At 60.7% G+C, this 23470-nt stretch carries 18 protein-coding genes, 1 tRNA gene and 2 pseudogenes; 10 read left to right on the plus strand and 11 right to left on the minus strand.

Annotated elements, in window-relative coordinates; translation table 11 throughout:
• The first annotated feature begins 58 nt into the window (after positions 1–58).
• Genes AR689_RS16030 through AR689_RS16040 form a run of 3 tightly spaced genes read left to right on the plus strand, consistent with a single transcriptional unit; the run spans position 59 to position 3500 of the window.
• The gene (locus tag AR689_RS16030; protein ID WP_062071708.1) at positions 59–583 is read left to right on the plus strand and encodes a PadR family transcriptional regulator; all 525 of its coding nucleotides are present in this window, start codon (positions 59–61) and stop codon (positions 581–583) included.
• The gene (locus AR689_RS16035; protein ID WP_062071710.1) at positions 580–1329 is read left to right on the plus strand and encodes an ABC transporter ATP-binding protein; all 750 of its coding nucleotides are present in this window, start codon (positions 580–582) and stop codon (positions 1327–1329) included. The genes AR689_RS16030 and AR689_RS16035 overlap by 4 nt, the downstream gene beginning before the upstream one ends.
• On the plus strand, positions 1326–3500 hold the full coding sequence (locus AR689_RS16040) for an ABC transporter permease (RefSeq protein ID WP_062071712.1): 2175 nt from the start codon (positions 1326–1328) through the stop codon (positions 3498–3500). The genes AR689_RS16035 and AR689_RS16040 overlap by 4 nt, the downstream gene beginning before the upstream one ends.
• 48 nt (positions 3501–3548) lie before the next feature.
• On the opposite strand, the gene AR689_RS16045 is transcribed toward AR689_RS16040, so the two are convergent.
• The gene (locus tag AR689_RS16045) at positions 3549–4271 is read right to left on the minus strand and encodes a HEPN domain-containing protein (protein WP_156424622.1); all 723 of its coding nucleotides are present in this window, start codon (positions 4269–4271) and stop codon (positions 3549–3551) included.
• A gap of 406 nt (positions 4272–4677) precedes the next feature.
• Here AR689_RS16045 and AR689_RS16055 point away from each other — a divergent pair.
• The 3 genes and pseudogenes from AR689_RS16055 to AR689_RS23785 form a co-directional block, all read left to right on the plus strand.
• Positions 4678–5868, plus strand: a pseudogene (locus tag AR689_RS16055) (IS3 family transposase).
• A 314-nt stretch (positions 5869–6182) separates the two neighbouring features.
• Positions 6183–6353: a helix-turn-helix domain-containing protein gene (locus AR689_RS23780; protein WP_353611615.1), complete on the plus strand. Its 171-nt coding sequence runs from the start codon at positions 6183–6185 to the stop codon at positions 6351–6353.
• Positions 6354–6363: 10 nt separating this feature from the next.
• A pseudogene (locus AR689_RS23785) lies at positions 6364–7092 on the plus strand (recombinase family protein); the annotation flags it as partial.
• Positions 7093–7428: 336 nt separating this feature from the next.
• Here the strand turns inward: AR689_RS23785 and AR689_RS23140 are convergent.
• The 6 genes from AR689_RS23140 to AR689_RS16095 all read right to left on the minus strand — a co-directional run bounded on the left by AR689_RS23140 (position 7429) and on the right by AR689_RS16095 (position 15269).
• The gene (locus AR689_RS23140; RefSeq protein ID WP_156424623.1) at positions 7429–7584 is read right to left on the minus strand and encodes a hypothetical protein; all 156 of its coding nucleotides are present in this window, start codon (positions 7582–7584) and stop codon (positions 7429–7431) included.
• A gap of 454 nt (positions 7585–8038) precedes the next feature.
• Positions 8039–8115, minus strand: a tRNA-Pro gene (locus tag AR689_RS16075).
• A 98-nt stretch (positions 8116–8213) separates the two neighbouring features.
• A complete protein-coding gene (locus tag AR689_RS16080; protein WP_062071725.1) occupies positions 8214–10046 on the minus strand; it encodes an ABC transporter ATP-binding protein in 1833 nt (610 codons plus the stop codon).
• Positions 10043–11842, minus strand: coding sequence for an ABC transporter ATP-binding protein (locus AR689_RS16085; RefSeq protein WP_062071727.1), 1800 nt, complete (start codon positions 11840–11842; stop codon positions 10043–10045). Before AR689_RS16085 ends, AR689_RS16080 begins: the two co-directional genes overlap by 4 nt.
• A 167-nt stretch (positions 11843–12009) precedes the next feature.
• Entirely contained in the window at positions 12010–12957 is a 948-nt protein-coding gene (locus tag AR689_RS16090; RefSeq protein WP_062071728.1) for a metallophosphoesterase, read from the minus strand.
• A 2-nt stretch (positions 12958–12959) separates the two neighbouring features.
• On the minus strand, positions 12960–15269 hold the full coding sequence (locus AR689_RS16095) for a transglycosylase domain-containing protein (protein WP_062073842.1): 2310 nt from the start codon (positions 15267–15269) through the stop codon (positions 12960–12962).
• 37 nt (positions 15270–15306) lie between these two features.
• Here AR689_RS16095 and sp36 point away from each other — a divergent pair, with 37 nt between their 5' ends.
• From sp36 to AR689_RS16105, 3 genes are read left to right on the plus strand one after another with little or no spacing between them, the layout of a single operon-like run.
• Positions 15307–15462, plus strand: coding sequence for a Sp36 family protein (gene sp36, locus AR689_RS23145; RefSeq protein WP_011775990.1), 156 nt, complete (start codon positions 15307–15309; stop codon positions 15460–15462).
• A gap of 2 nt (positions 15463–15464) precedes the next feature.
• Entirely contained in the window at positions 15465–16001 is a 537-nt protein-coding gene (locus AR689_RS16100) for a RidA family protein (RefSeq protein WP_062071730.1), read from the plus strand.
• Between the two features lie 17 nt (positions 16002–16018).
• A complete protein-coding gene (locus AR689_RS16105) occupies positions 16019–16930 on the plus strand; it encodes an NUDIX hydrolase (protein WP_062071732.1) in 912 nt (303 codons plus the stop codon).
• 91 nt (positions 16931–17021) lie between these two features.
• Here AR689_RS16105 and aroQ read toward each other — a convergent pair whose 3' ends face one another.
• Both aroQ and AR689_RS16115 read right to left on the minus strand, forming a co-directional pair.
• Entirely contained in the window at positions 17022–17486 is a 465-nt protein-coding gene (gene aroQ, locus AR689_RS16110) for a type II 3-dehydroquinate dehydratase (RefSeq protein ID WP_062071734.1), read from the minus strand.
• Between the two features lie 97 nt (positions 17487–17583).
• Positions 17584–18768 carry a MarP family serine protease gene (locus tag AR689_RS16115; RefSeq protein WP_062071735.1) on the minus strand — a complete coding sequence of 395 codons (1185 nt, stop codon included), beginning with the start codon at positions 18766–18768 and terminating at the stop codon, positions 17584–17586.
• 234 nt (positions 18769–19002) lie between these two features.
• Here AR689_RS16115 and AR689_RS16120 point away from each other — a divergent pair, with 234 nt between their 5' ends.
• Entirely contained in the window at positions 19003–19680 is a 678-nt protein-coding gene (locus AR689_RS16120; RefSeq protein WP_011775987.1) for a Crp/Fnr family transcriptional regulator, read from the plus strand.
• 96 nt (positions 19681–19776) lie between these two features.
• Here AR689_RS16120 and AR689_RS16125 read toward each other — a convergent pair whose 3' ends face one another.
• A complete protein-coding gene (locus tag AR689_RS16125; RefSeq protein ID WP_062071738.1) occupies positions 19777–21966 on the minus strand; it encodes an alpha-galactosidase in 2190 nt (729 codons plus the stop codon).
• Positions 21967–22096: 130 nt separating this feature from the next.
• The gene (locus AR689_RS16130; protein ID WP_062071739.1) at positions 22097–23437 is read right to left on the minus strand and encodes an ABC transporter substrate-binding protein; all 1341 of its coding nucleotides are present in this window, start codon (positions 23435–23437) and stop codon (positions 22097–22099) included.
• Between the last annotated feature and the right edge of the window lie 33 nt (positions 23438–23470).

Below are 23470 nucleotides of genomic sequence, written 5' to 3' on the forward strand. Positions count from 1 at the left end.
AAAATTACATGGGTAAGCGGGTTTACCTGTCTATACACTCAGTGTATAGTCAGGGCTTATGGATAGCACACACGCCCTACTAGGCCTGCTTACGACAGGACCGAGCCATGGATACGACCTGAAGCAGTCGTACGACCGGTTCTTTGGAATTCGTAAGCCGCTGGCTTATGGCCAGGTGTATGCAGTGCTTGCTCGGCTTGTCCGAGACGGTTTAATACTCGCCGCGGGCGAGGAGTCCGGGGCCGGTCCTGAGCGGAAACGCTATGAAGTGACCTCGACGGGTAAAGATCGCTTATCCACTTGGATGTTTACCCCGGAAGTGCCATCGGAGTACCTGCAGAGTGACATCTTTGCTAAGACTGTGATCGCCCTACTGAGAAACGACGATGCGGTCCGAGTGTTGGATGGCCAAAGGGCAGAGCACATGTTGCGTATGCGAGAGCTCACCCGGCTCAAGCTTGAGGCTGACTTAATGCACGTCTTGATGTACGACCTGGCGTTGTTTCACATCGAGGCGGATCTCCGCTGGATAGACATGACGGAGCATCGCTTAGCGCAATTACGAGAGGAGGTGCTGGCATGAGTATTGGGTCATCAAAACAACTGGGTTCTGCGTCACCACGAGCAGACGGAGGCGAGCGACGGGTGATCTTGCGAGCCGAAGGCATTCGCAAAACTTTCGGCCAGACCGAGGCCCTCCGCGGCGTCGATATGGAGATCTCAGCGGGAGAAATTGTCGCAGTCATGGGGCCGTCGGGATCAGGAAAATCGACGCTATTGCACGTACTGGCGGGAGTCCTTGCTCCGGATGAGGGTGTGGTCGAGTACTGCGGAGAGGCGATTAGCAGTCGTAACGAAGCGGACCGAGCCAAGCTACGATTGAAAGAATTTGGGTTCGTGTTTCAGTTTGGTCAGTTGCTTCCCGATCTGTCAGCTCTCGACAACATCACGATTCCTTTGCTTCTTGCCAAGGTTCCGCGCCGAAAAGCAATCAAGCAGGCGAAGGAGTGGCTCGGATGGCTGGGGCTTGGCGAGCATGGCGATAAGCTCCCGACTGAACTTTCTGGTGGGCAGGCGCAGCGCGTTGCCATTGCTCGTGCACTCGTCACCTCCCCGAAGGTCGTCTTCGCGGACGAGCCCACCGGCTCGCTGGATTCATTAGCGGCGGAGAATGTGATGACTATGCTGACAAAGATCGCGCGAACAACTGGCACAGCGGTTGTGATCATCACTCACGACGCCCGAACGGCGTCGTATGCCGACCGCGAGGTGATTGTCAGGGACGGTCGTATGCGAGCTGGTCAGGCCATCCAAGGCGTCAGCGCATGAACTTTTTAGCGTTGAGCTGGTTGGTGGCAGCCGGCGACCGGAGCTCGCGATGGCGTCTCTTAGGCATTGCAGCCGGCGTCGGTGTTGGTGTCATGCTCTTGGCATTGTTGGTAGGCGCGGCCAATGGTTTGGCAACACGGAGCGAACGTTCAACGTGGACAGCACTGAGTTCCGGGGGATCGCTCGCCCCGGTTCGTGCAGGTGCAGCATTGACAGATGATCAAATCGCTGCCGGTACGGAGTTGGACTATTTTGACGGCCGAACAATCACGCGTGTTGATATGGCGGCTACGCCGACCGCCCATGTGACCATCCCAGGAATCAAGCACGCGCCTAGTCCTGGAACATATCTTGCTTCGCCAGCGCTGGCTCGACTTATAGACGCGACCCCAGCCGAGCAACTCGGCGCGCGCTACGGGGCTCGCGCGGGGATTATTGAGGATAGCGCGTTGGCTGGCCCCGATTCGCTTGTCGCTGTCGTGGGGCAGCCTGTCAATGCGATGCTGAGTGGCAAGCCAGCCGTTGCGATAACTGATTTTGATGGCACGACTTTTGCCGGTGCTGCATACCGTACTCTGGCGGTCGTCGGTGGCATTGCGCTCCTTACTCCCGTATTGCTGCTGATCGGCGTCGTATCCGAACTCGGCGCAGTGGCCCGCGCCGAGCGATTCGCGACGCTACAGCTAATTGGGGCCAGCCCTCGAACCGTCGCCGGGATTGCTGCTGTCGAAATCGGCATATCGGCTGTGATCGGTGCGGTAGCGGGAGTATTAGGTGCGTGGCTCATGGCACCGCTGGTGGCTCACGTCGTGATCGACGGTACATCGTTCTTCGTACACGATTTGCGCATTGACCTGGTGTCAGCTCTCGCCATCGTGATTGTGACGGTGATGGCGGCCGTGGCGACGTCGTGGGTCCGCGCTTTGCGCGCTGGAATCGGGCCGGTCGGCGCTAGCCGCCAGCGGCGCGAGAAGAGGCCGCGGTTTTGGGGTGCGCTTCCGATGGTCATCGGACTGTCCATCATGGTGATAGCGACCATTGCCAGTCTTCAGGAGCGCCCTTTGCCCCGCGGTGACGTTCTAATAATCGGCGGCTTTCTGCTGGTGTTGATCGGCGTGATCACCGGCGGCCCTATCACGACCTACTGGGCGAGTCGCTTCCTGGCCAGGTATTCCTCAACGGCTTCTGGTGTGGTTGCTATGAACCGAATCCGACTGCATCCCCGGAAGACCTTTCGGTCCGTTAGCGGGTTGGTGATTGCTGTCTTCACTGTTTCACTGTTTGCAGCAGGAGTCACGAGCGTTGCCCGCGAGGCGGCGCCTGTGGACGACGCCGAACATCTGCCGTTAACTACGCTCGTCGCTCGAATGGTCTTTCCTCCTGCCCCTGACGCAGAGGAGGTTCGCGGCGTCGTACGGACACTCAGCGAGGTGCCAGGGGTCGAAAGCGTCGGTGTCGGCTACGTGTACGAAGGGGAGCCCGATATGTTCTTTCTGGTAGCGGATGCTCCGTCTGCTGGCCTACCCGCGACGTCGACCTCCCCTTATATCGGGGTTAACAACTTCTACCTCACCGGAGCGGCAGCAAAGACGCGAGCGTACGATGTGGCGGATCCAAGCAAGCTCCATCCGGTAGCTCTTACGATTGCCACAGATGGTACGCTCACCGCCCTCGAAGCAGCTCGGACGGCTGCCATCACGGGGCCAATCAGCTTCTACACCGCGCCGTCAACACGGCTCGAACAGGCAAGTGCTGATGTACTGACGATCGCATATAAGTACGCCAGCCTTGCCAACCTCGCCATTCTGATTGCCGCATTAATCTCGATCGTCTCGCTGGCGGTATCGACAACGGCGAGTATTCTCGACAGGAAACGAGCGTTCGGACTGCTTCGGCTGATGGGAATGCCTTCGGCCGTGATCCGTCGAGTTATTGTGGCAGAGGCCGCACTGCCGCTTGTCACAGTCCTCGGTGGGTGCATTGGGCTCGGCTTCTTCGTTGCCTGGATGCTCGTGGCCAGTGCTACGAGCGGCAGACGAACGATCACTTGGCCCGATCCGTCGTACTACGTAGTCGTTGGGCTTAGTATTCTGCTCGCCGCGGTGGCGGTGATGGCGGTGGTCCGCATCGTGAACCGCAACACTGGACAGGTGGCTACGAGGTTTGAATGACCTGAGGTCTCGGAGCGGTGTATCACAGCCAAACACCCAATTCGAACATTAATCTTTGATTTGCTCGATATCAATCTGATACTTATCAGCCAAAGTTTTTAGCAGCAGATCGAGCGATTCTTCTATTAGTTGGGCCTGATTTAAGAAGTCGGTGCGGCTAAAGCTTCGATCTACGCCCATGCGGTGAATAATATCGTGACGGTACTTAATGAGATCGTCCAAGCGCCGCCATAAAGATTCCTCAGATGCTGTTTCAGACGGAGTCAGAGGCTTCTTTATATCTACATTGAGCCACTTTCTAAAGGCCTTTTTAACATTACGCAGATCCTGAAATGAGATGCTATCGGCAATTAACTCCTCTGGGCTCTTTTCGTCCCGTAGGGCTATGGGGCTTACTTCTCGCCTAAGATCAGTAATCATGTGCTGCGCGTTTGAATCGTACTTGAGTGCTATGATAAGGATATTTTTAAGATAAAATTCGAGAACGGATACAAGGAAGGGTACGAGTCCATTATAAATAACTCGAGATGGATCAATTGACTTGATCAGGCTTTCTAGTTTTGCATCGCCTTTTGGGACATCTAACTCACCAGGTAGAGCATGCGAAATTGCTCCTATGTTGTTATGAGCCATGCTGTAGACCCAGGAAAAACCTCTACTTATGGGAGTAGAGGTATCATCCCACAATGGCGCATATCTATTTTTGCCGTAATCTCCAAATATGTCACCACCAAACTTCTTACGTCCTGTGCGAAGAATCCTATTTAACATCGCCACATCGTGCCACGTGGCGGAGTACGTGTTCCGTACATGTATTGCCCACTCGCTACTACTTAAGCTTCTTTCGCTGTCGCGAACTGGGTAGATTGTTATCTCTACGCCAGTAGTGGACCTGTAGTCTGTATCATCAAACCAGGAAAAATGCATCGTGCCTTTTGGCCAATCCCACAGATGACTACTGGGCTGTATCTTGTCGAAGGACTTAATGAAAGATACTAACTCAGCTTTGCTCGCATGCTTAGGGTATAATATTAAGTCTCTTCCCATATTCTGATAATATATCACGAGCCTTTCTGGCGCTGCTAACTTAACGGCCCAAACAAAAAAGGGTCTGCTGCACGGATAGGTGACATCTGTTGTGCCTAGTCAATGGGACTGGGCTGGAAGGATGTCTACTATGACCAAGCCGTACCCTAAGGAATTCCGGGATGATGTTGTCCGGGTCGCGTTGAATCGCGAGCCCGGGGTTGAGCTGGCCCAGGTCGCGAAGGATTTCGGGATCCACTTCACGACGTTGTACGGGTGGATGAAAAAGGCCGAGGTTGAGGCGGGGAACCGTCCGGGGATCAAAGGTGAGCAGGCCGCCGAACTCGCGGCCGCGAAGCGGCGGATTAGGACCTTGGAGCAGGAGGTTGAGGTTCTGCGCCGGGCGGCGGCATATTTCTCTCAGGCTCATCTGCCGGGAAAATGAGCTACCCGCTCGTCCAAGACCAAGACGTGCGACGGTATTCCCGTCACGGTGACGTGCCGGGTGCTGAAGATCGCCCGCCAGCCTTACTACCGCTGGCTGGCCAACCCGGTCACCGACGCCGAGTACGGGCAGGCCTACCGGGCCAATGCTCTGTTCAATGCCCACCGGGACGACCCCGAGTTCGGGTACCGCTTCCTGGTCGATGAAGCCCGCACCTCAGGCGAGCCGATGTCTGAGCGGACCGCGTGGCGGATCTGCGCGGACAACGGCTGGTGGTCGGTCTTTGGGAAGAAACGCGGCAAATCCAAGAAGGCTGGTCCTCCGGTCCACGATGACCTGTGCGCGGTGACCGACAGCAAAGGCCGGACCCGGCACGAATTCACCGCCGAGGGTCCCAACCAGTTGTGGCTCTCGGACATCACTGAACACGCCACCGCCGAAGGCAAGCTCTACCTGTGCGCGGTCAAGGATGTTTACTCCAACAGGATTGTCGGCTACTCCATCGACTCACGGATGAAGTCCCGCCTGGCCGTGGCAGCACTGAACAGTGCGGTCGCCCGACGCGGTGACGTGACCGGCTGCATTCTGCATACCGATCGCGGGTCTCAATTTCGGAGCCGGAAACTTGTCCATGCCCTGAATCGTCATGGCATCACCGGGTCGATGGGCCGGGTCGGGGCGTGCGGGGACAATGCTGCGATGGAATCGTTCTTCGCTCTGCTGCAAAAGAACGTCCTGGACCGGCGTTTCTGGGTTACCAGGGAGGACTTGAGGATCGCGATCGTGACCTGGATCGAACGCACCTACCACCGCCGCAGACGCCAATCCGCGCTCGGCCGTTTGACCCCGATCGAATACGAGTCCATCATGAACACGCCGGCCACACTGGCAGCGTGACTAACCACTGTCACCTATCCGTGCAGCAGTCCCGTTTCAAGTAAGCGTTCCAAGGTATCAATTGGTCGAGGTCCTAGGATGTTACTCGAACCAAAGTGGCCCTAGAATCGAGCAGATGACGGCTATCGCGGCCGCCCTGCAGCGGATGGACTCGGGGCTTGCAAAGCCGCGACCGCATCAGGCAACGCGCAAGACTCAGAGATACTGCCTCACCGACCGCTTCACAATGGAAGAGCTGGCACAACTCGTCGCCCGCTACCAAGCCGGCGAAATGAGCTCGCGAACGCGGCATCGCGAAGTCAACATTCCTCCGCCTGCTTGCTGAGCATGGTGTCGGCGCCAGGCCTCGCGGTCTTACTCCCGCCAAGGAGAAGGAGATTCTTCGACTTCGTAAGCAGGGGATGATCATTCGCAAGATCGCCAAGCAGGTCGGTTGCAGCTACGACACCGCCCGGATTTTCCTGCTAGGACAGTGCAAGAACTAGTCCCTCTGACTTGCTGCTCTGTCGAGGCTGGGATCTTCGGCGAGGTTCAAGTTCTACGGGACGCGGGTTAGTAGTAGGCGGGGAACTTTCCGTTGACATCATCGAGGAATTCGTTGAGCCGGGCGTCTCCGCTCAGACCATCGAGAAGCGCACGGTGTTTCAAGCCCTTCTACGGTTCCTACAAAACAACCGCGACGTTGACTACGTGATCGTCTACGCCCGCTCGCGGGCCTTCCGTAATTTCACCGATGCAGCGATTACGCGGCGTCATCTCGATAAGCTCGGCGTGCGTTTGCTATCTGCACGTGAGGACTTTGGTGAGGGTACCTACGCCGAAGCAATGGAAGCAGTCACTGACACCATGAACCAGGTGCAGAACCAACTGAGCGGTGAAGACATTCGCATCAAGATGCGCAACAAAGCAGTCAATGGCGGCACGTTGGGCAAGGCTCGGCTCGGGTATCTCAACATCCGCAAGGACATCGACGGGCGGATGATCAACAGTGTTGGGCTGGACGAAACAAGGGCACCGCTCGTCCTCAAAGCCTTTGAACTGTACGCTACCGGGCGATATTCGATCGAGCAGCTGGAAGCAACGATGGCGGATATTGGCTTGACCAACCGCCGGACAGCCCGATTCCCCGAAGGGCCCGTTTCGGCCAGCAAGCTGCACCAGATGCTGAAAGACCCATACTACGTCGGGTATGTCATCTACAAGGGCGATGCGTATCCAGGACGGCATGAGCCGATCATCGGCCAAGACCTATTCGATCAAGTGCAAGATATTTTGAGCTCCCGGAGTGGTGCGGGCTCGCGTGACCGTATCCACAACCACTTCCTCAAGGGCATGCTCTACTGCGGCAAGTGTCTCAAGCTTGGCCGACAGAGCCGCGTCATCTACACGGAGGCGAAGGGGAGAGGCGGCACCATTCACGAATACTTCTTTTGCCGGGCTCGTCAGGAGGGCAAGTGCGATCTTCCGTATCTGCCGGCTTATCTCGTCGAGGACAGTGTGGCGGACTCTTACAGCCGACTTGTTCTCGACGAGGACTTCAAACAGGATGTGCGCAGGCGACTAGAAGAGGCCCTCCTGGGTGAACAGAAGGACATCAAGGAGATGTATGCGAGGTACACCAATCAACTGAAGGAAGTCGAAGCCAAAGAGAGTCGTCTCGTCGATGTTGCCGCTGACGGCATCCTGCCTGCGTCGAAGGTGCGCGAGAAGATGCATGAGCTACGCGTTCAGCGTTCCCGCATTGAAGACAGTCTCGCCAATATTGGTGAAGAGATTGCCGTAGGCGGCCAGCTGCTTTCTAAGGCACTCGACCAGATTGCCGACCCGAAGGCGTACTACGAGAAGGCGACGGACAAGATTCGGAGGCTCCTCAACGAATCCTTCTTCTTGCGATTCTTTGTCTATCAAGACGGCGCGGTTGGCTTGGACCTCAACGAACCGTTTGATGACATCTTCGCCGCACAGACGGCCTTCCGGTCGTCCAAAACGCCACGGGCGGTATCTGTTCCAGGATCGTCCCAATCGTCCCAAATAGGACCGTTCTCGGGCGATTCAGGGGTACTTGCCCGGCGATTCCCGGATATCAAAAATGGCGCCGATTTCTCGACGCCATCTCTGTTGTTCAAACTAAAGTCGGTCTACTCAAACCATGGTTCGAATAAAGCGACTCTGGTCGGGATGACAGGATTTGAACCTGCGACCTCTTCGTCCCGAACGAAGCGCGCTACCAAGCTGCGCTACATCCCGATCCGCTGCGAAAGCAACTGTTCAAGAATAGCCGAAACGTCCCGTGATGCGAAATCGGGGAGTGGGTGTCGCTGCTCACAGACTACGGCCGGGAGGAGCTAGACCAACGAGTCCCGCCACGCCCCGTGCAGCTGGGCAAACCGGCCACCACCGCTGATCAGGTCAGCGGGAGTCCCATCCTCCACAATTCGGCCGTCGTGGACCACAAGAACCCTGTCGGCCGTCTCGACGGTTGAGAGACGGTGGGCGATGATGATGGCCGTCCGAGCTCCCCTTCCGCCGGCTACTCCCTCCAGGAGATTGGATAGTCCCTGCTGCACCATGCGTTCAGAGGGGATGTCCAAGGAGGACGTCGCCTCGTCCAGAATCAGCACAGCCGGTGCTGCCAGGAACGCGCGGGCGAAGCCGATGAGTTGGCGTTGACCGGAAGACACCCGGCCACCGCGCTTGTTGACGTCCGTGTCGTAGCCTTCGGGGAGGCTCATGATGAACTCGTGGGCTCCCACTGCTGCGGCGGCGGCCTCGATCTCGGACCGCGAAGCCTCGGGCCTGCCGAGGGCAATGTTGTCCGCCACGGAGCCGCTGAAGAGGAAGGCTTCTTGCGTCACCATCACCACGGCGCGCCGGAGGTCGGTGGTGGAGAGGTCCCGGAGGTCGATCCCGTCCAGGGTGATGGCCCCGGACGTGACGTCATAGAAGCGGGCCACGAGCTTGGCCAATGTCGACTTGCCGGCACCTGTCTGGCCCACCAAGGCAATGGTTTGCCCGGCCGGAATGTGCAGGTCCAGCGTGGGAACCACCACTTTGCCGTCGCTGTAGCCGAACTCCACGCCCTTGAAGTCGATTTCGCCGCGTGAGCTCTTCAAAGCGACGGCGTTCTTCGGAGGACGGACGGTGGGTATTTCCTCAAGAAGTCCGGACACCTTTTCCAGTGCGGCCTGGGCGCTCTGGAAAGAGTTGTAGAACATGGCCATCTGATCCACGGGCTGGAAGAAGCGCTTCGTGGACAGGATGAGTGCCAGCAGCACGCCGACAGCCAGGTCGCCGTCCAGAACCCTGAAGCCGCCAAACAGCAGCACAACGGCCACACAAACATTGCCGATCAGCACCAGGCCGGGCTGGAAGATGCCGTTCAGGTTGATGGAGCGGACGGTGTTCTTGCGGTAGTCCTCAGCCAGCTCGCCGTACCGGGAGGCATTCTCGCGCTCTTTGCGGAACGCCTTCACTGCACGGATACCGGTCATGGTCTCCACAAAGTGCACGATCAAGCGCGCGGACACCACGCGGGATTCACGGAATGCGATCTGTGAATGCTTCTGGTACCAGCGGGCAAGGAAGAACATGGGCACACCGGCGGCGAGGACAATCAAACCACTGCGCCAATCGAGCGCGAAGATGGTGACAGCGGTGAACACCATGAACAGCATGCCCGACGCCAAGGAACTCACGCCGGAATCCAGCAGTTCGCGCAGCGCTTCAAGGTCCGAGGTTTGCCGGGCAATGATGCGGCCAGAGGTGTACTTCTCGTGGAACTCCAGGCTCAACCGCTGGGTATGCCGGAAGACCCGCAAGCGCAGATCCAGCAGCATGGCCTGGCTGAGCCGGGCAGTGGAGGTCACGTACAACGCAGTCATTCCAGCCGTGGCGATCGCCGCCGCCAGGTAGAGGGAGCCAGCCAGTACCAACGGCCCGTTGTCGCCAGCCTGCAGTGCAGGAAGGGCGTTATCGATGCCAAAGGCGATCAGCGCAGGCCCGGCAACCCGGGTGAGCTGCGAGACCACCACCATCACAATCGTCAGCCAGAAACGCAGCCGCACGGGACGGATGAGCGAGGCAAGCAAGGTGAGCGACCGGCGTCGTACGGCTTTGCTGTCTGCCTTGGTGAGGAGTGTGTTGTCCTCGTTGGCGGTTCCAAACGTTGCGGTACTCACCGGCGGGCCTCCTCTGCTTCTTCGAGCTCGTCCAGTTCGGTGTCCAGGTCCTTGGGACCGGCGTCCAGGCTGGCGATGACGTAGCGGTAATGGTCGTTTCCGGCCAACAGTTCCGTATGGGTCCCGACGGCGGTGATGGTCCCGTTTTCGAGCAACGCCACCCGGTCCGCCAAGGCCACAGTGGAAGGGCGGTGCGCCACGATCAGGGTGGTGGTCTCACGAAGGACCTCCCGCAAACGGGCCTCCACGCGTTCCTCCGTATTGACGTCCAAAGCGGACAGGGGATCGTCGAGGACCAGAACCTTGGGCTTGGCGGCGATGGCGCGGGCCAGCGCGATGCGTTGCCGCTGACCACCGGACAGGCTCAAACCTTCCTCGCCGATCAACGTGCCCACGCCGTCCGGCAACGAGTACGCGAACTGCGCCTGTGCCACGTCCAAGGCTTCGTCCAGGGCAGCGTCGCTGGGATTCGGGGCTCCGAGAAGGACGTTGTCCCGTACCGAGCTGGAGAACAGGGTGGTGTCCTCGAACGCCACAGCAACAATCTTCCGGAGTTCGTCAATGTCATAGTCACGGACATCCACGCCGTCAATGGTCACCGCGCCGGACGTGACGTCGTACAGGCGGGGGACCAGTTGGAGCAGCGCGCTCTTGCCGCTGCCGGTGATGCCCACCAGGGCCATGGTCTCGCCGGGGTGGATGTCCAAGGTGACGTCGTGGAGGAGGGTCCCGCCGTCGTCGAACCCGAAACCTGCGTGCTCAAAGCGCAAGGCGCCCTTCACGATTTCCGGAACCGTGGCTTTGTCCGGGGAGGTAATGGTGTTCTCCGTGTCCATCACCTCAAAGTGGCGGTCCAAGGCGGTCTTGGCGGTCAGCGCCATGGCCAGGAGCATGCCCGAGAATTCCACCGGCGTGGCCACCACAGCAGCTGTTGCGAAGAACGCCACCAAAGCGCCGATGCTGAGTTGTCCGCTCGCGGCGAGCATGATGCCCACCACCAGCCCGACGCCCAAGGCCAGCTCCGGCAGCAGCGTGACCACCAGCGTGAAGCCGGCTTGCTGCTTGGCCTTCGCGATCTCCGTCTGGCGGAGTTCCTCTGCCTGGCCGTTGAAGTTTTCCAGCGCTTCGCGGCTCCGGCCGAAAGCCTTCAGCACGCGAATGCCGTGGACGGATTCCTCCACGGTGGTGGCGAGATCCCCGGCTTGGTCCTGGCTGAGGCGGGTGACCAAACTGAAGCGGCGGCGGAAACGGAAGGAGTTGATCATGATCGGCACGGCCGCTGCCAGGAAGATCAGCGCCAGCTGCCAGCTCATGGAGAACATCACGCCGACACCGATGATCACCGTTAGCGTGGTGACCACCAACATGATGGCGCCGAACGCCATCCAGCGGCGCAGGAAGCTCAGGTCCGTCATGGCGCGGGACAGCAGCTGACCGGAACCCCAGCGATCGTGGAAAGCCACCGTGAGCTGCTGCAAGTGGCCGTACAGGGTCACGCGCATCCGGGTTTCCACCGTGGTGGCCGGGTTGATCACGAACTGCCGGCGCAACGCCACCAGCCCCGCTTCAGCAATACCCAACGCAAGAATCACGACGGCGGCAATCCAGACGGCGTCCGTGGAACCGCCGGGCTGCAGCGAATTGTTGACAAGAACCCGCAGTACCTGCGGAATGGTCAGCGCAACGATGCTGGCCAACAGGGCGCAGATCAGGCCCATGAATAGTCGGGGGAGGATGGGCCGCACATGAGGGTACAGGCGGCCGACGGAGGTAAAGAAAGACGTTTGCTTGGACATGCCCGCTTCTCAACAGCTGGATCTTCAGATGGTGCGGAGGTAGTTTCCCGTAGCAACTACCCTATGCCATGGCGTGATTCGTTTCACAGGGCAACGCAGCGTAGGTGAAATGTTTGACCCAGTTATTGGGGATCGTAATGATCCCCTTCTCTTTTGATCGAGCGTCTCTAGCTGCGTGCCGTGAGCGTCAGCAGCACTGCCTCCGGGCGGCAGGCGATGCGGACCGGGGCGAAGCGGGAAGTGCCGATACCGCCGGAGACGTTTACCGGCGTCGTGAAGCTATCGCTTTCCCAATCGTGAAGACCCTTGGCACGCCAGTTGGGGAGATCGCAGTTGGAGACGAGCGCACCGAAGCCTGGGACACAGATTTGGCCGCCGTGGGTGTGGCCGGCAAGGATGAGATCCGCTCCAGCCTCAGTGAAATGGTCCAGCACGCGCTGGTACGGAGCGTGAATGACGGCCACCTTCAGGTGCGGGCGGGCGTCCTGGTTCACGGTACCGCGTGGCCAACCTGCGTAGCGTTCACGGCCCAGATGCGGATCATCAACCCCGGAGAAGTCGAACCGCAAGCCGTTCAACACCACGGACTGGGCACGGTTGGTGAGGTCGATCCAGCCACCCATGCCGAACGCCGAGCGGAGCTTAGGCCAGTCCAGTTGAATAGGTTCGGTCTTGGGCTTGGATGGACCTCGGAAGTAACCCACCGGGTTCTTGACCCGCGGGGCGTAGTAGTCATTGGAACCCGGAACAAAAACGCCCGGGAACTCCATCAGCGGCCGCAGTGCCTCGATCAGAGGATCGATGGCCTTGGCGTGGCTCAGGTTGTCGCCCGTATTGACCACAAGATCAGGCTTCAGATCTGCCAACGACCGCAGCCACTGGGTCTTCGTGTCCTGGCCCGGTACGAAGTGGATGTCGCTCAGGTGCAGGACGCGGATCGGCTTGGAGCCCTCCGGAAGAATGGGCAGGCTTTCGTGTCGGACCTCGAATTGGTCCTTCTCCCACCAACCGTAAGCGGCTGCCGCTGCTCCCGCCGCCGCGCAGACGGCAGCAGTGACGGCGAAACCGCGCCCGACGGTGCGGACGCGGTTTGCCAAGGAATCACTAAAGGACATGATCAGTTCTTGTCGCTATTGCCATTGCCGTTGCCGTTGTTACCGTTCCCGTTGTTGCCGTTCCCGGAGGACGGGGCGGGGTTAGGCGCAGTGGACGGCGTAGTGGACGGGGTGTTGTTGCGCTGCGGGGCCGGAGCCGTGCCGAGCAGGTTCGACGGAGGCTGCTGGAACGGGTTGGTTCCGTACGCAGGGGCAACGGACAGCATGTAGTTGGTGAACTGCGGGCCGGCGATCATGTAACCGTCGATTGCCGGGTAGAACGTGCCATTGACCGTCAGGTTTCGCCCTGGACGGAGCTGATCACCCAAGGGATCACCGAACCACGAGGCCGTAGCCAGGCCGCTGGTGTAACCGACAACCCACGTGGAGCCATTGGAGTCGTTGGTACCAGTCTTGGCAGCTACAGGGAAGTTCTTGGAGTTCAATGCAGGACGGATCAGCGAGCCTGAGCCCTCGTCCAGCACCTTACCCATGGCGTAAGCAACGCCACGGGCCACTTCAGGCTTCACCGCATCTTTACAGCTGGACGACTGCGCCGGAAGCTGGGCACCGGACTGGTCTTTCACCGAGGTGATGGCAATCGGCTCGCAGTACTTGCCGTCGGCCGCGAAAGTTGCGAAGGACGCTGCCATGGTCAGCGGGGCAGTCTGTGTTGCACCAATCAGGTTGGACAAACGGGTCATCTGAACCTGAGGGTTCGGATCGGTGACTTTACCCGTTTGGTCGCGTGCCGGAAGGCCGCCGTGAATGCCGGTGGCGTCAACGATTCCCTGGATACCGCACAGGTCAACCTGAGCTGCGGAAGCGAACGTGGCCGTGTTGATGGAGTTTTTAAGGCCCCAGAGGACCGTCATAGTCCGGTAGTACTCAGGGCTGGCATTCTGAAGATCGAAGCTGCCCGGCACGTTCGCGTCATAGAAACCATCGGTCGGCGTGGGACAGGTGTTCCTCCAAGGGAAGTTCACGCCGTATCTACGCTGGGCCGCATTGACGTTTTGGTTCATCGATTTGCCCTCGTTCAGCCACTGGGCGAACGTAAAGGGCTTCATGGTGGAACCGGGCTGGAAGCCGCCGATGCCGTTGAGGTCGTTTCCGTCGGCATCGAGGACGTCAACATTGAAGTTTTGAGTCTGATCGAACTTGCCCTCTTGAGGCAGCCACACAGTGTTTTGCGCCATGCTGACGATCTGGCCTGTGCCCGGCTGGACGGAAACGATCGAGGCGCCCCACTTGTCCGGGTTGGTACCTGCCGTCGCATCCACCTGCTGCTGCGCCACACCCTGTGCCGTGGGGTCGAGGGTGGTCTGGATGGTGAGGCCGCCACGCTGGACGCGCTTGATGCGCTCTTCCTGGGTGTCGCCGTATGCAGGATTGTTGAAGAGCAGATGCAGCACGTAGTCACAGAAGTACGGCGCCATGGTGGCGTATGCGCAACCCTGGCGTGCCGGAGTGACCTGCGTGGTGACGGGGGTCGCAACAGCTTCGTCGTACTGTGCCTGGGTGATCTTGCCCTGATTGACCATGGAGGCGAGCACCAGATCGCGTCGCACCTTGGCGTTGTCCGGGTTGGCAATCGGATCGAAGGCGGAGGGGCTGTTCACCAGGCCGGCAAGGAGGGCCGCCTGCGGAAGAGTGAGGTCCTTCGCCGTGGTGCTGAAGAAGAACTTTGAAGCAGCCTCAATGCCGTAGGCGTCACGGTTGAAGAAGACGATGTTGAGGTAACCCTCAAGGATCTGCTCTTTGGAGAACTTCTTCTCCAAGGCGATAGCCAGTTTCATTTCGCGGAGTTTGTCGCCCACGCCCTTGCCGCCACCGTTGAGCTTGACGTCTTCTTCCCTGTCGGCTGCCACGAGGGATTCGTTGATGACGTTGTTCACGTACTGCTGCGTGATGGTGGACGCGCCCTGCTTGTTGCCGCGGGCGGTGCTGACGATGGCTCGCATGATGCCGGTGGTGTCGATGCCGCCGTGCTCATAAAAACGGCTGTCCTCGATAGCGATGACAGCGTCCTTGATGAACGGGCTCATTTGATCCAGTGGAACCTTAGTTCGGTTCTCCGCGTAGATCGAGGCGATCGGCGTACCGTCCTTCGCGAGGATGGTGGTGTTCTGACTGGGCGGATCCACCTGCAGTTCCGCCGGCAGAGTGTCAAAGAACTGAATTGAACCACTGGCGGCACTGCCCGAAACGGCGGCCGCGGGGACCAAAAGGCCCGCCACGAGGACGCCACAAATCGCGCTCACACCAAGGAAGCCTAGAATCTTTCCGAGGGTGGTGGCAGTGTCGAATAGTGGGTTCTTGCGAGTCACCATGTTTTCCACTTTACCGGCAAGGGCTAGGCTTTCTGTCATGACCAAATGGGAGTACGCCACGATTCCGCTCATTATCCACGCTACAAAGCAGATCCTGGACCAGTGGGGCGAGGACGGCTGGGAGCTCGTCCAGGTCGTCGGTGGACCCGATGGCAAAGGCCTTGTTGCATACCTGAAGAGGGAGAAGCAGTAATCATGACAACCCCCGCAGAAACCACGTCTGCCGCGGAATCAGGAGCCCCCACGTCTGCTGTTGAGCAGCGTCTGGCCGAGCTCGGATTGACCCTCCCCGAGGTGGCCGCGCCAGTGGCTGACTACGTACCCGCCATCGTCTCCGGCAACTACGTCTACACCTCCGGACAGCTGCCTTTTATTAACGGCAAACTCGAAGCTACGGGCAAGGTATCCCTCGGCGAGTTGGCTGCGTCCGACGAACCCACCGTCGACCCGGCAGACGCCAAGCGTTACGCAGCCGTCTGTGCCATCAACGCCCTGGCCGCAGTGAAGAGCGTCATCGGCGATCTTGACCGCGTCACCCGCATCGTCAAGGTTGTGGGTTTTGTCTCCTCCGAGTCCACCTTCACCGGCCAGCCCGGTGTTATCAACGGTGCATCGGAACTTCTCGGACAGGTGTTCGGCGACGCCGGCAAGCACGCACGCTCCGCCGTCGGCGTTTCTGTCCTGCCGCTCGACTCTCCCGTTGAAGTCGAGCTCATCGCTGAATTCAGCTAAGGAACCGGTTCACCCAATTGCCGCAGCTTGCCCGCCGTCTGTTCGTACTGCCCCCGGAACTCGAAGGGGCAGCACGGAACTGGCTTGAGCTTGGCGAACGGACCCCCAGGGCCGCCCGCTACGCCTCCTCCGTTGTGTTGTTGCGCGATTCGCCCACCGGCTTGGAAACCTGGCTTGGATACAGGCCAGGTTCCTCGCCGTTGGGCGTCGTCGCGTTCCCGGGCGGTTCTTTGGACCCGTCCGACGACGACCCCGTAGGTTGGTTGGGCCCCTCACCTCAGCATTGGGCTGAGCAGATGGGAACGGACGACGTCGGACTCGCCCGCCGTCACGTGGTGGGCGCCATCCGTGAACTCTTCGAAGAAACGGGAGTCCTGCTTGCGGGCCCTGACGCTTCGTCCACGGTTGAAGCGAACTCCACCATTGACTGGATGCGCGCCCGTGAAGCTGTGGCCGCCCAGGAGAAGTCCTTCACGGAGATGCTCACCAAGCGCGGGCTGTCCCTGCGCACCGACCTCCTGAAGCCGCTGGTGAACTGGCTCAGCCCGGACTTTGCCCACGCGCGTTTCAACACCCGGTACTTTGCCGCCACTGTCCCCGTGAACCAGCAGCCCAGCATCCTGGGCAGCAAGGGAGTGTGGGGGCGCTGGGTGTGTGCCGCCCAAGCCATCGCCATGCGGGACACCCCAGCACTCGGTGACGAGGTGGGCCAGGAAAACACCGTGGGCCTCAAGCTCGGCGAACTTCTGGTGCCAGGCTCCGAAATCATGCTCGAAAAGATGGCCAACGCCAACGGCTGCATCGCGTACCTGAGCTACAAACGCAAAGCACACGTGTACCAGGCCAAGCTGGTGGACGAGGGCGGAGTCCTGATGCTCGAGGTCGAAGCAGCCCGAACCGTCGCCGGGGAACCCCAGCGCGAACGCTGACCCCGTCCCTCTCTCACATCCCTCGTGTTTGAGCCCGACGCTCGCTCACGTCACTCGGGTTTGAGCCCAATGCTCGCTCACGCCTGGAACGTCAGACCGAGTCAGCCAAGTAATCGATGGCCAGCTTGTAGCCCAATACACCCGCGCCCACAATGATCGCGTTGCACACCCCGGACAGGTACGAATGGTGGCGGAACTCTTCCCGCTGGTGCACATTGGTGATGTGGACCTCGACGGCGGGCAGCTGCACAGCCGCCAAGGCGTCGCGAAGTGCCACAGAAGTGTGCGTGTAGGCGCCAGCGTTGATCACAATTCCGACGGCGGTGCCCCGCGCCGCGTGGATGGCGTCCAGGAGGTCGCCCTCATGGTTGGACTGCACGCAGTCAACGGTGAAGCCGTGGGCGGCCGCTGCGCTCATGGCCAGTTGCTCCACGTCCGCCAGGGTGGACGTGCCGTACTTTTCCGGTTCGCGGGTGCCCAGAAGGTTCAGGTTGGGGCCGTTGATCACAAGGATGGTGCCGCGACCGGTTTCGGTGGCAGGAGTGGCTTCAGTCATGGCTCCCAATCTATAGCGGTGCAGGAGCGTCCGGGAATTGCGCCCACAAGGTGAGCGGGGGTGCCCCAAAAACAGTCACGATGTGAGAGAGCGTTGGTTACTTACGGGTGCACTGACCGGCCGAGACGGGGCTGCTGAGGCCGGGCGCCTGCGCTGCTACCGGTTCCAGGTCCTCCATGGTGAGCGCGAATCCCAGGGCAGCGTCAGTGGTGGTCTTGGCGAAGATCAGCCCGGCCACCTGTCCCTGCATGGTCAGCAACGGGCCACCGGAGTTGCCTGGCTGAACATCGCCCGCCAGCCTGTAAACCTGTGCGGGCGAGGGATTGTTGCCGTAAATGTCCGGAACCAGAATGGTGGAAATACCTTGAACAGTGGCCGGCTTGGATTGGAAGGGCCCGCCGTGCGGGTACCCCGCAAAAGCGGCGGGGCTGCCTGCAGCGAGGTCGGCGCTCAACGGGAGCGGGCTGGACTGCAAGCCATCCACGGCCAGAACGGCGATGTCCCGCTGGGAGTCGAAGTACACCACCCGGCCCGGCAACGCGCCGCCGTCGGGAACTTCCACCACCGGCTGCGACACGCCAGCCACAACGTGCGCATTGGTGACGACGCGCCCGGGCGAGACAACAAATCCGGAACCTGTCTGGTTCTGCCCGCATTCGAAGGCGGTGCCGGCGATCTTCAGGACGGAATCTGCGGCCTGGTTCAGGGCGGGAGTGTCTGTTGACTCGTTGGGAACGGGCACCGGCGTGACGGGGCCGATTCCCTCGATGAGCTTGGGTATGCCATCGCCGATCACCGTGGAGCGCAGCTGGGCCATGGTGCTCTTGACAGGCGTAGGAGTCAGGTTGTCGATGTAGCGGATGACGCGGGACTCGGCCAACTGCTGCGAAACGAACGGCACACCCAGCGAACTGATGCTGAACGCCAGCATGGACATCACCAATGCGGCCACCACCACGCTCACCACGCCGCCGATCAGCCGGTCCACGGCATGCAGCGGCTTGATCCGCACGGCGTGGCGGACTTTTCGCCCGATCATGGTGCCCAATCCATGCCCCAGAGCAATAAGCACGACGGCGGCGCCCACCGTGGCGGTCAGCCTCCAGCCGCTGTCGGTCACCCAACCGCTGACGAGCGGAACTGCCATGAACGCGGCAATGGCGCCAATGACGAATCCCGCGATTCCACCAAGTGTGACCATGAAGCCATTGCGGAGGCCATAGATCAGGTAGGACAGGAGCATCAAAATCAATGCCAAATCCAATATCGTCAAGCCAAACACCAATGCTCCTCATAGCCGGGTAGCGCCAATTCTAGATGTCCACCCTGACAGCAAACCGTTAGTCCGGTCACGGTAAGGAGCCGTTTACACCCTTATGAGAGGCTTCAGAGTGGACCGGATGCCCCGAAAACCGCGCCATTTCAGCGTTTCACGTGCCAAGTACGTCACAGAAGCTTAAAAATTCTGAAACAATGGCCTGAGCGCCACGACCGAAACTTATATTCAGGAGATTTCATGGACATCGAGGTATTGCGCCGCGCACCCCTCTTCGCCACCCTTGACGACGACGCATTCCGCTTGCTGACGGACGAACTCACCGAGGTGGACCTTTCACGTGGAGCTTCGGTGTTCCGCGAAGGTGACCAGGGTGACCAGCTCTACTTCATCGTTTCCGGCAAGGTAAAGCTCGGACGCACGTCCCCCGACGGCCGCGAGTCGCTCTTGGCCATTCTTGGCCCGGGTGAGCTCTTCGGCGAAATGGCGTTGTTCGATCCCAGCCCGCGTACCGCTACGGCCACCGCCGTTTCGGAAACCCGCCTGGCCGGGCTCAAGAACGAAAGCCTCAACGCGCTGCTCCGCACGCGCCCCGAGGTTTCCGCGCAGCTGCTGCAGGCTTTGGCCCGCCGTCTTCGCCGGACCAACGACTCCCTCTCCGACCTCGTCTTCTCGGACGTCCCGGGTCGTGTTGCCAAGGCCCTCCTGGACCTGGCAGACCGCTTCGGCCGCCCGGCTACCGACGGCGTCTTGGTTGCCCACGAGCTCACCCAGGAAGAACTGGCCCAACTGGTGGGCGCTTCCCGCGAAACCGTGAACAAGGCACTGGCCGAGTTCGTCCAGCGCGGATGGCTCCGCCTTGAGGCCCGCGCTGTGGTGATCCTGGACATGCAGCGCCTTCGCCAGCGCTCACGCTAAACAGCTACGTAAAAGCCGCCCCGGTGTTCGCCGGGGCGGCTTTTTTGTTGGACGTGAGCGAGGGTTGGGCTCAAGCCCGAGGGATGTGAGCGGGGGTCAGAAGGCTGTGAACCGCAGCAGGATGGCGTGCTCCGGGTTCAGGACCGGCATGGGCAGGCCTACCTCGCCCAGGAACCGGCCCGTCGCTTCGGCTCCGGTTGCCAACCATGGCGCCGGCTTTGCTTCGATGAAGGTGTGTCCATAATCCGCGTCCCCGGCTGCAGGGAAGATCGCTTCCACCCGGTACGAACGTTCGGGATCCAGCCCTGGAACCGCCACCCGGCCTACCTGTTCAGCGGGCCCCGTCCGCGTCTTGACCACAGCGAAAAGTGCCGCCGTGGCACCAACCGGGATGCCGCCGTCGGGCCCCTCAGCGTCAGCAACCACGCCGTGCACCATCAGCGACTCGTCCGGCACGTCGGCGCGCACCATGCGTCCACTGTGGATGAGTCCGCGGTGTTCCTTGTACAAAGCGATAAAGCGCTTGAGTTCCTGGCGCTCCTCTCCGGTGACGGAGCGGACGTCCCACTCCATGCCGAAGTGACCGAACAGGGCCGTGATGGCGCGGAACGAGAGGTCGTGCGTCCGCCCGGTGGTGTGCGATGTTGTTGGCCCAACATGCCCGCCCACCAACTCCGGCGGAACCACCATGCCGGTCCAGCGTTGGATGGTTTGCCGCTCCAAGGCGTCGTTGCAGTCCGAAGCCCAGATGCGGTCGGTGCGCTCCAGGATGCCGAGGTCCACACGCGCGCCGCCGGAGGAACAGCTTTCGATCTCGACACCAGGATGAGAGGAACGAAGGGCGTCAAACAGCCGGTACGCCGCCAGGGTTTGCTCATGCACGGAAGCCCGCCCCGCATGCCCGTGCTCCAGAAGGTCGCGGTTCTGATCCCACTTGAGGTAGCTGATGTTGTTCTCACGCAGCAGGGTGTCCATGCGGTCGAAGATGTACTGCCAAGCGTCCGGATTCACCAGATCGATCACGTGCTGCTGCCGCCAGGCGAGCGGCAGGCGGCCACCGTCCTTGTGGGATGCGGCGGAGGGCCCCACGATCCACTCCGGGTGTGCCCTGGCGATGTCGGAATCCATATTGACCATTTCCGGCTCAACCCAGAGCCCGAACTCCATGCCGCGGCTGGTGACGGCATCAATCAACGGCGTCAGCCCGTCAGGCCAGACGGTCTCATCCACGTACCAGTCGCCCAAACCGGCGTGGTCGTCGCGGCGCCCGCGGAACCAGCCGTCGTCGAGCACAAAACGCTCGACGCCCAGGTCCGCAGCGGACTCGGCCAGTTCCATCAGCGTCTCCAGATTGTGGTCGAAGTACACCGCTTCCCAGGTGTTGAGGACCACTGGGCGGGCCTTTCCGGAAACTGCCCCCACGTGGTGCGGGCGAGCACGGAACCATGCGTAGAAGACCTCGGAAATTCCGTCCAACCCACGGTCTGAGTACGCGGCGAACAGGGAAGGGGTGGTGTAGCTTTCGCCGGGCTGCAGGACTACTTCGGCCGGCCCCAGGAGTTCGGAACCGCCGATCATGGTTCGCCCGTCCGCAACGTTGTCCGCAAACTGTTCGTGATTCCCGCTCCAGGCCAGATGCGTTGCCCACACTTTGCCGTGCCGGTTCCCGAAGCCCGCAGTTCCTGCGGCCAGCAGCAGCGAGGAATCATGCCCGGTGCGGCCGTGCCGGCCCGTGCGGACCCACGTTCCTTGCTGAATGGCCCGTCGCTGTGGGTGCCGCTCCCGGCACCAGCGGCCGGTCAGGTCCAAAAGTTCGACGGCGTCGCGCGCCACCGGGAGCATCGTGGCCACCTCATCCACCTGGAAAGGCGACGTACCGTGGTTGCTGGCCGTGTGTATCAGTTCGAGAAGCCCGCCCGGGTGCAAGGTGAGGTTGCTGGTGACGGTGATACCGGCGTCGGGATCCGACTGGACAATCACGGCTGTGCCGCCATCCGCCGTCGCACTCGCCACGCGCAGGCGTACCGAGAAATCGAAGCCGGGAACGCCGTCCGTGATGCGGTGGCCGCGGAACCCCGGGCGTCCCTGCCAGGACGACGAGGCCTGCGGGAGGAGCCCGGCGGGGACGTTTGCGTCGATGGAGGACGGCGGGATGGGTTCGTTGAGGATTGCCAGGTCCGGCAACGTATCTCCTATGTCGGCTCCCCAGTGGATGATCTCAGCCTCTCCGCGGTGGGTGGCGATCACCAGGCTGGTACCTGCGGAACGGAGATGGAGCGGGTGCATGTATGAAGTCGCTTTCGGGATCGGGAGGAGGGACGTGATGTGGGGGTGTTGTGGGGCCCGCTCTGCGCGCTTCGTGCGGAAAATAAGGCGCAGAACGGGCCCCACAACGGGTGGGTTTGAACGGGTGGGGCTACTTGAAGAGATTGTTGACCTGGTTGTTGGCTTCGGTCAATGACGATGCAGGCTTCTTGCCGGAGAGCACAGCATCCATGGCAGGCTTCATGATGCCGTCAACCTTGGCAGCATTGTCCGCGATCGGGAAAAGGAACGTCGTGCCGTCCTTCACGTGGGTGGTGAAGGCGGTAACGTCCGTGCCCTTGTCCGCGAAGGCCTTCGCTGCGATCTCGGATGAGCTGGCGATGGCCGGGACGACCACAGCCTTGCTGGCTACGACGTCCTGGCATGCCGTGGAGCCCAGGTATTCAACCCACTTGACGCTGGCTCCGGGGTTCTTGGTGCCGGCCCAGATGGAGTCGGCCAAGCCGTTGAACATGGAAGCGCGCTTGCCGTCAGGGCCCTTGGGTGTGGGGGCGAAGGCTGTTTCGATCCCCTTGTAGGTCTTGTACTGGCCGATCAGCCAATCCCCGTTGGTGTTGATGGCAGACTTACCAGCTCCGAAGCTGTCCGGCATGCTGGCGCCGACAGTGGTCTCCAGTTTGGGCATGTAGCCCTTGTCCACCAGTCCGGCCCACCAGGCAATGGTTTCCTGAAAGCGGGGGTCGTCGTAGTTGAACTTGCTGCCCCACGGGTTCTTGTCCGTCGCGGTCCAGCCGGTGGTTGCTGTCAGGAAGCTCCACTCAGTCTGGCCCTGTCCCGAACCGCTGCCCGTCAGGCCCAGTCCGTAGGTGGCCACGTTGTTCTTATCAAAGCCTGCTTCGTCCCCGCGCTTGCCGTTCTTGTCCACGGTCAGGTGCGCGATGGTCTTCTCGTAACTGCCGCCATCCTTGGGGTTCCAGTCCAGGTTGGCCATCTGATCTGCACTGATTCCGGCAGCGTCTGTCATGGCCTTGTTATAGAACAGGCCCACGGTGTCCCAGTCCTTCGGGAGGCCGTAGCGTTTGCCGTCCTGACCCACCCAGAGCTCGGGGAGGCCCTTGGTGTAGGCATCCAGCTTGATTCCGTCCTTCTCCACAGCCTCGTCCAGGGAGAGCAACTGCTTCTTTGCTGCGTACTCCGGGTACTTGGACAAGTGGTTAGTGAACACATCCGGCGCAGTACCGGCCACGAAGCCGTTGGTCAGCGTGGTCCAGTAGTCGTCCCAGCCGCGCTGGGTGATCTTGACCTTGATGTCCGGGTTGGCCTTGGTGAAATCATCCGCGCATTGCTGATAGGCGGGGAGCTGGTTGGCGTCCCAGAGCCAGTAGTTGATTTCACCTTTGGCCTCCGTGGAGGTGGGAGAGGAGCCTCCGCAGGCGGACAGGGTCAAGGCGATGGCGGCGGCAGCAGCGGCGACGCCGAGGGTTTTCTTCATAGCGAACCTTTCGGGGTTTCTTTCACAGGGTGT

Origin of the sequence: Arthrobacter sp. EpRS71 (genome assembly GCF_001512285.1) — a bacterium.
Classification (GTDB): domain Bacteria; phylum Actinomycetota; class Actinomycetes; order Actinomycetales; family Micrococcaceae; genus Arthrobacter.

What these genes read in the sequence shown, in the direction of transcription:
- AR689_RS16040 (WP_062071712.1), top strand. Translation starts at nt 1,326, where the DNA reads ATGAACTTTTTAGCGTTGAGCTGGTTGGTGGCAGCCGGCGACCGGAGC.
- sp36 (WP_011775990.1), top strand. Translation starts at nt 15,307, where the DNA reads ATGACCAAATGGGAGTACGCCACGATTCCGCTCATTATCCACGCTACA.
- AR689_RS16035 (WP_062071710.1), top strand. Translation starts at nt 580, where the DNA reads ATGAGTATTGGGTCATCAAAACAACTGGGTTCTGCGTCACCACGAGCA.
- aroQ (WP_062071734.1), bottom strand. Translation starts at nt 17,486, where the DNA reads ATGACTGAAGCCACTCCTGCCACCGAAACCGGTCGCGGCACCATCCTT.
- AR689_RS16100 (WP_062071730.1), top strand. Translation starts at nt 15,465, where the DNA reads ATGACAACCCCCGCAGAAACCACGTCTGCCGCGGAATCAGGAGCCCCC.
- AR689_RS16120 (WP_011775987.1), top strand. Translation starts at nt 19,003, where the DNA reads ATGGACATCGAGGTATTGCGCCGCGCACCCCTCTTCGCCACCCTTGAC.
- AR689_RS16130 (WP_062071739.1), bottom strand. Translation starts at nt 23,437, where the DNA reads ATGAAGAAAACCCTCGGCGTCGCCGCTGCTGCCGCCGCCATCGCCTTG.
- AR689_RS16095 (WP_062073842.1), bottom strand. Translation starts at nt 15,269, where the DNA reads ATGGTGACTCGCAAGAACCCACTATTCGACACTGCCACCACCCTCGGA.
- AR689_RS16125 (WP_062071738.1), bottom strand. Translation starts at nt 21,966, where the DNA reads ATGCACCCGCTCCATCTCCGTTCCGCAGGTACCAGCCTGGTGATCGCC.
- AR689_RS16085 (WP_062071727.1), bottom strand. Translation starts at nt 11,842, where the DNA reads ATGTCCAAGCAAACGTCTTTCTTTACCTCCGTCGGCCGCCTGTACCCT.
- AR689_RS16090 (WP_062071728.1), bottom strand. Translation starts at nt 12,957, where the DNA reads ATGTCCTTTAGTGATTCCTTGGCAAACCGCGTCCGCACCGTCGGGCGC.
- AR689_RS16045 (WP_156424622.1), bottom strand. Translation starts at nt 4,271, where the DNA reads ATGTTAAATAGGATTCTTCGCACAGGACGTAAGAAGTTTGGTGGTGAC.
- AR689_RS23140 (WP_156424623.1), bottom strand. Translation starts at nt 7,584, where the DNA reads ATGCATCTTCTCGCGCACCTTCGACGCAGGCAGGATGCCGTCAGCGGC.
- AR689_RS16030 (WP_062071708.1), top strand. Translation starts at nt 59, where the DNA reads ATGGATAGCACACACGCCCTACTAGGCCTGCTTACGACAGGACCGAGC.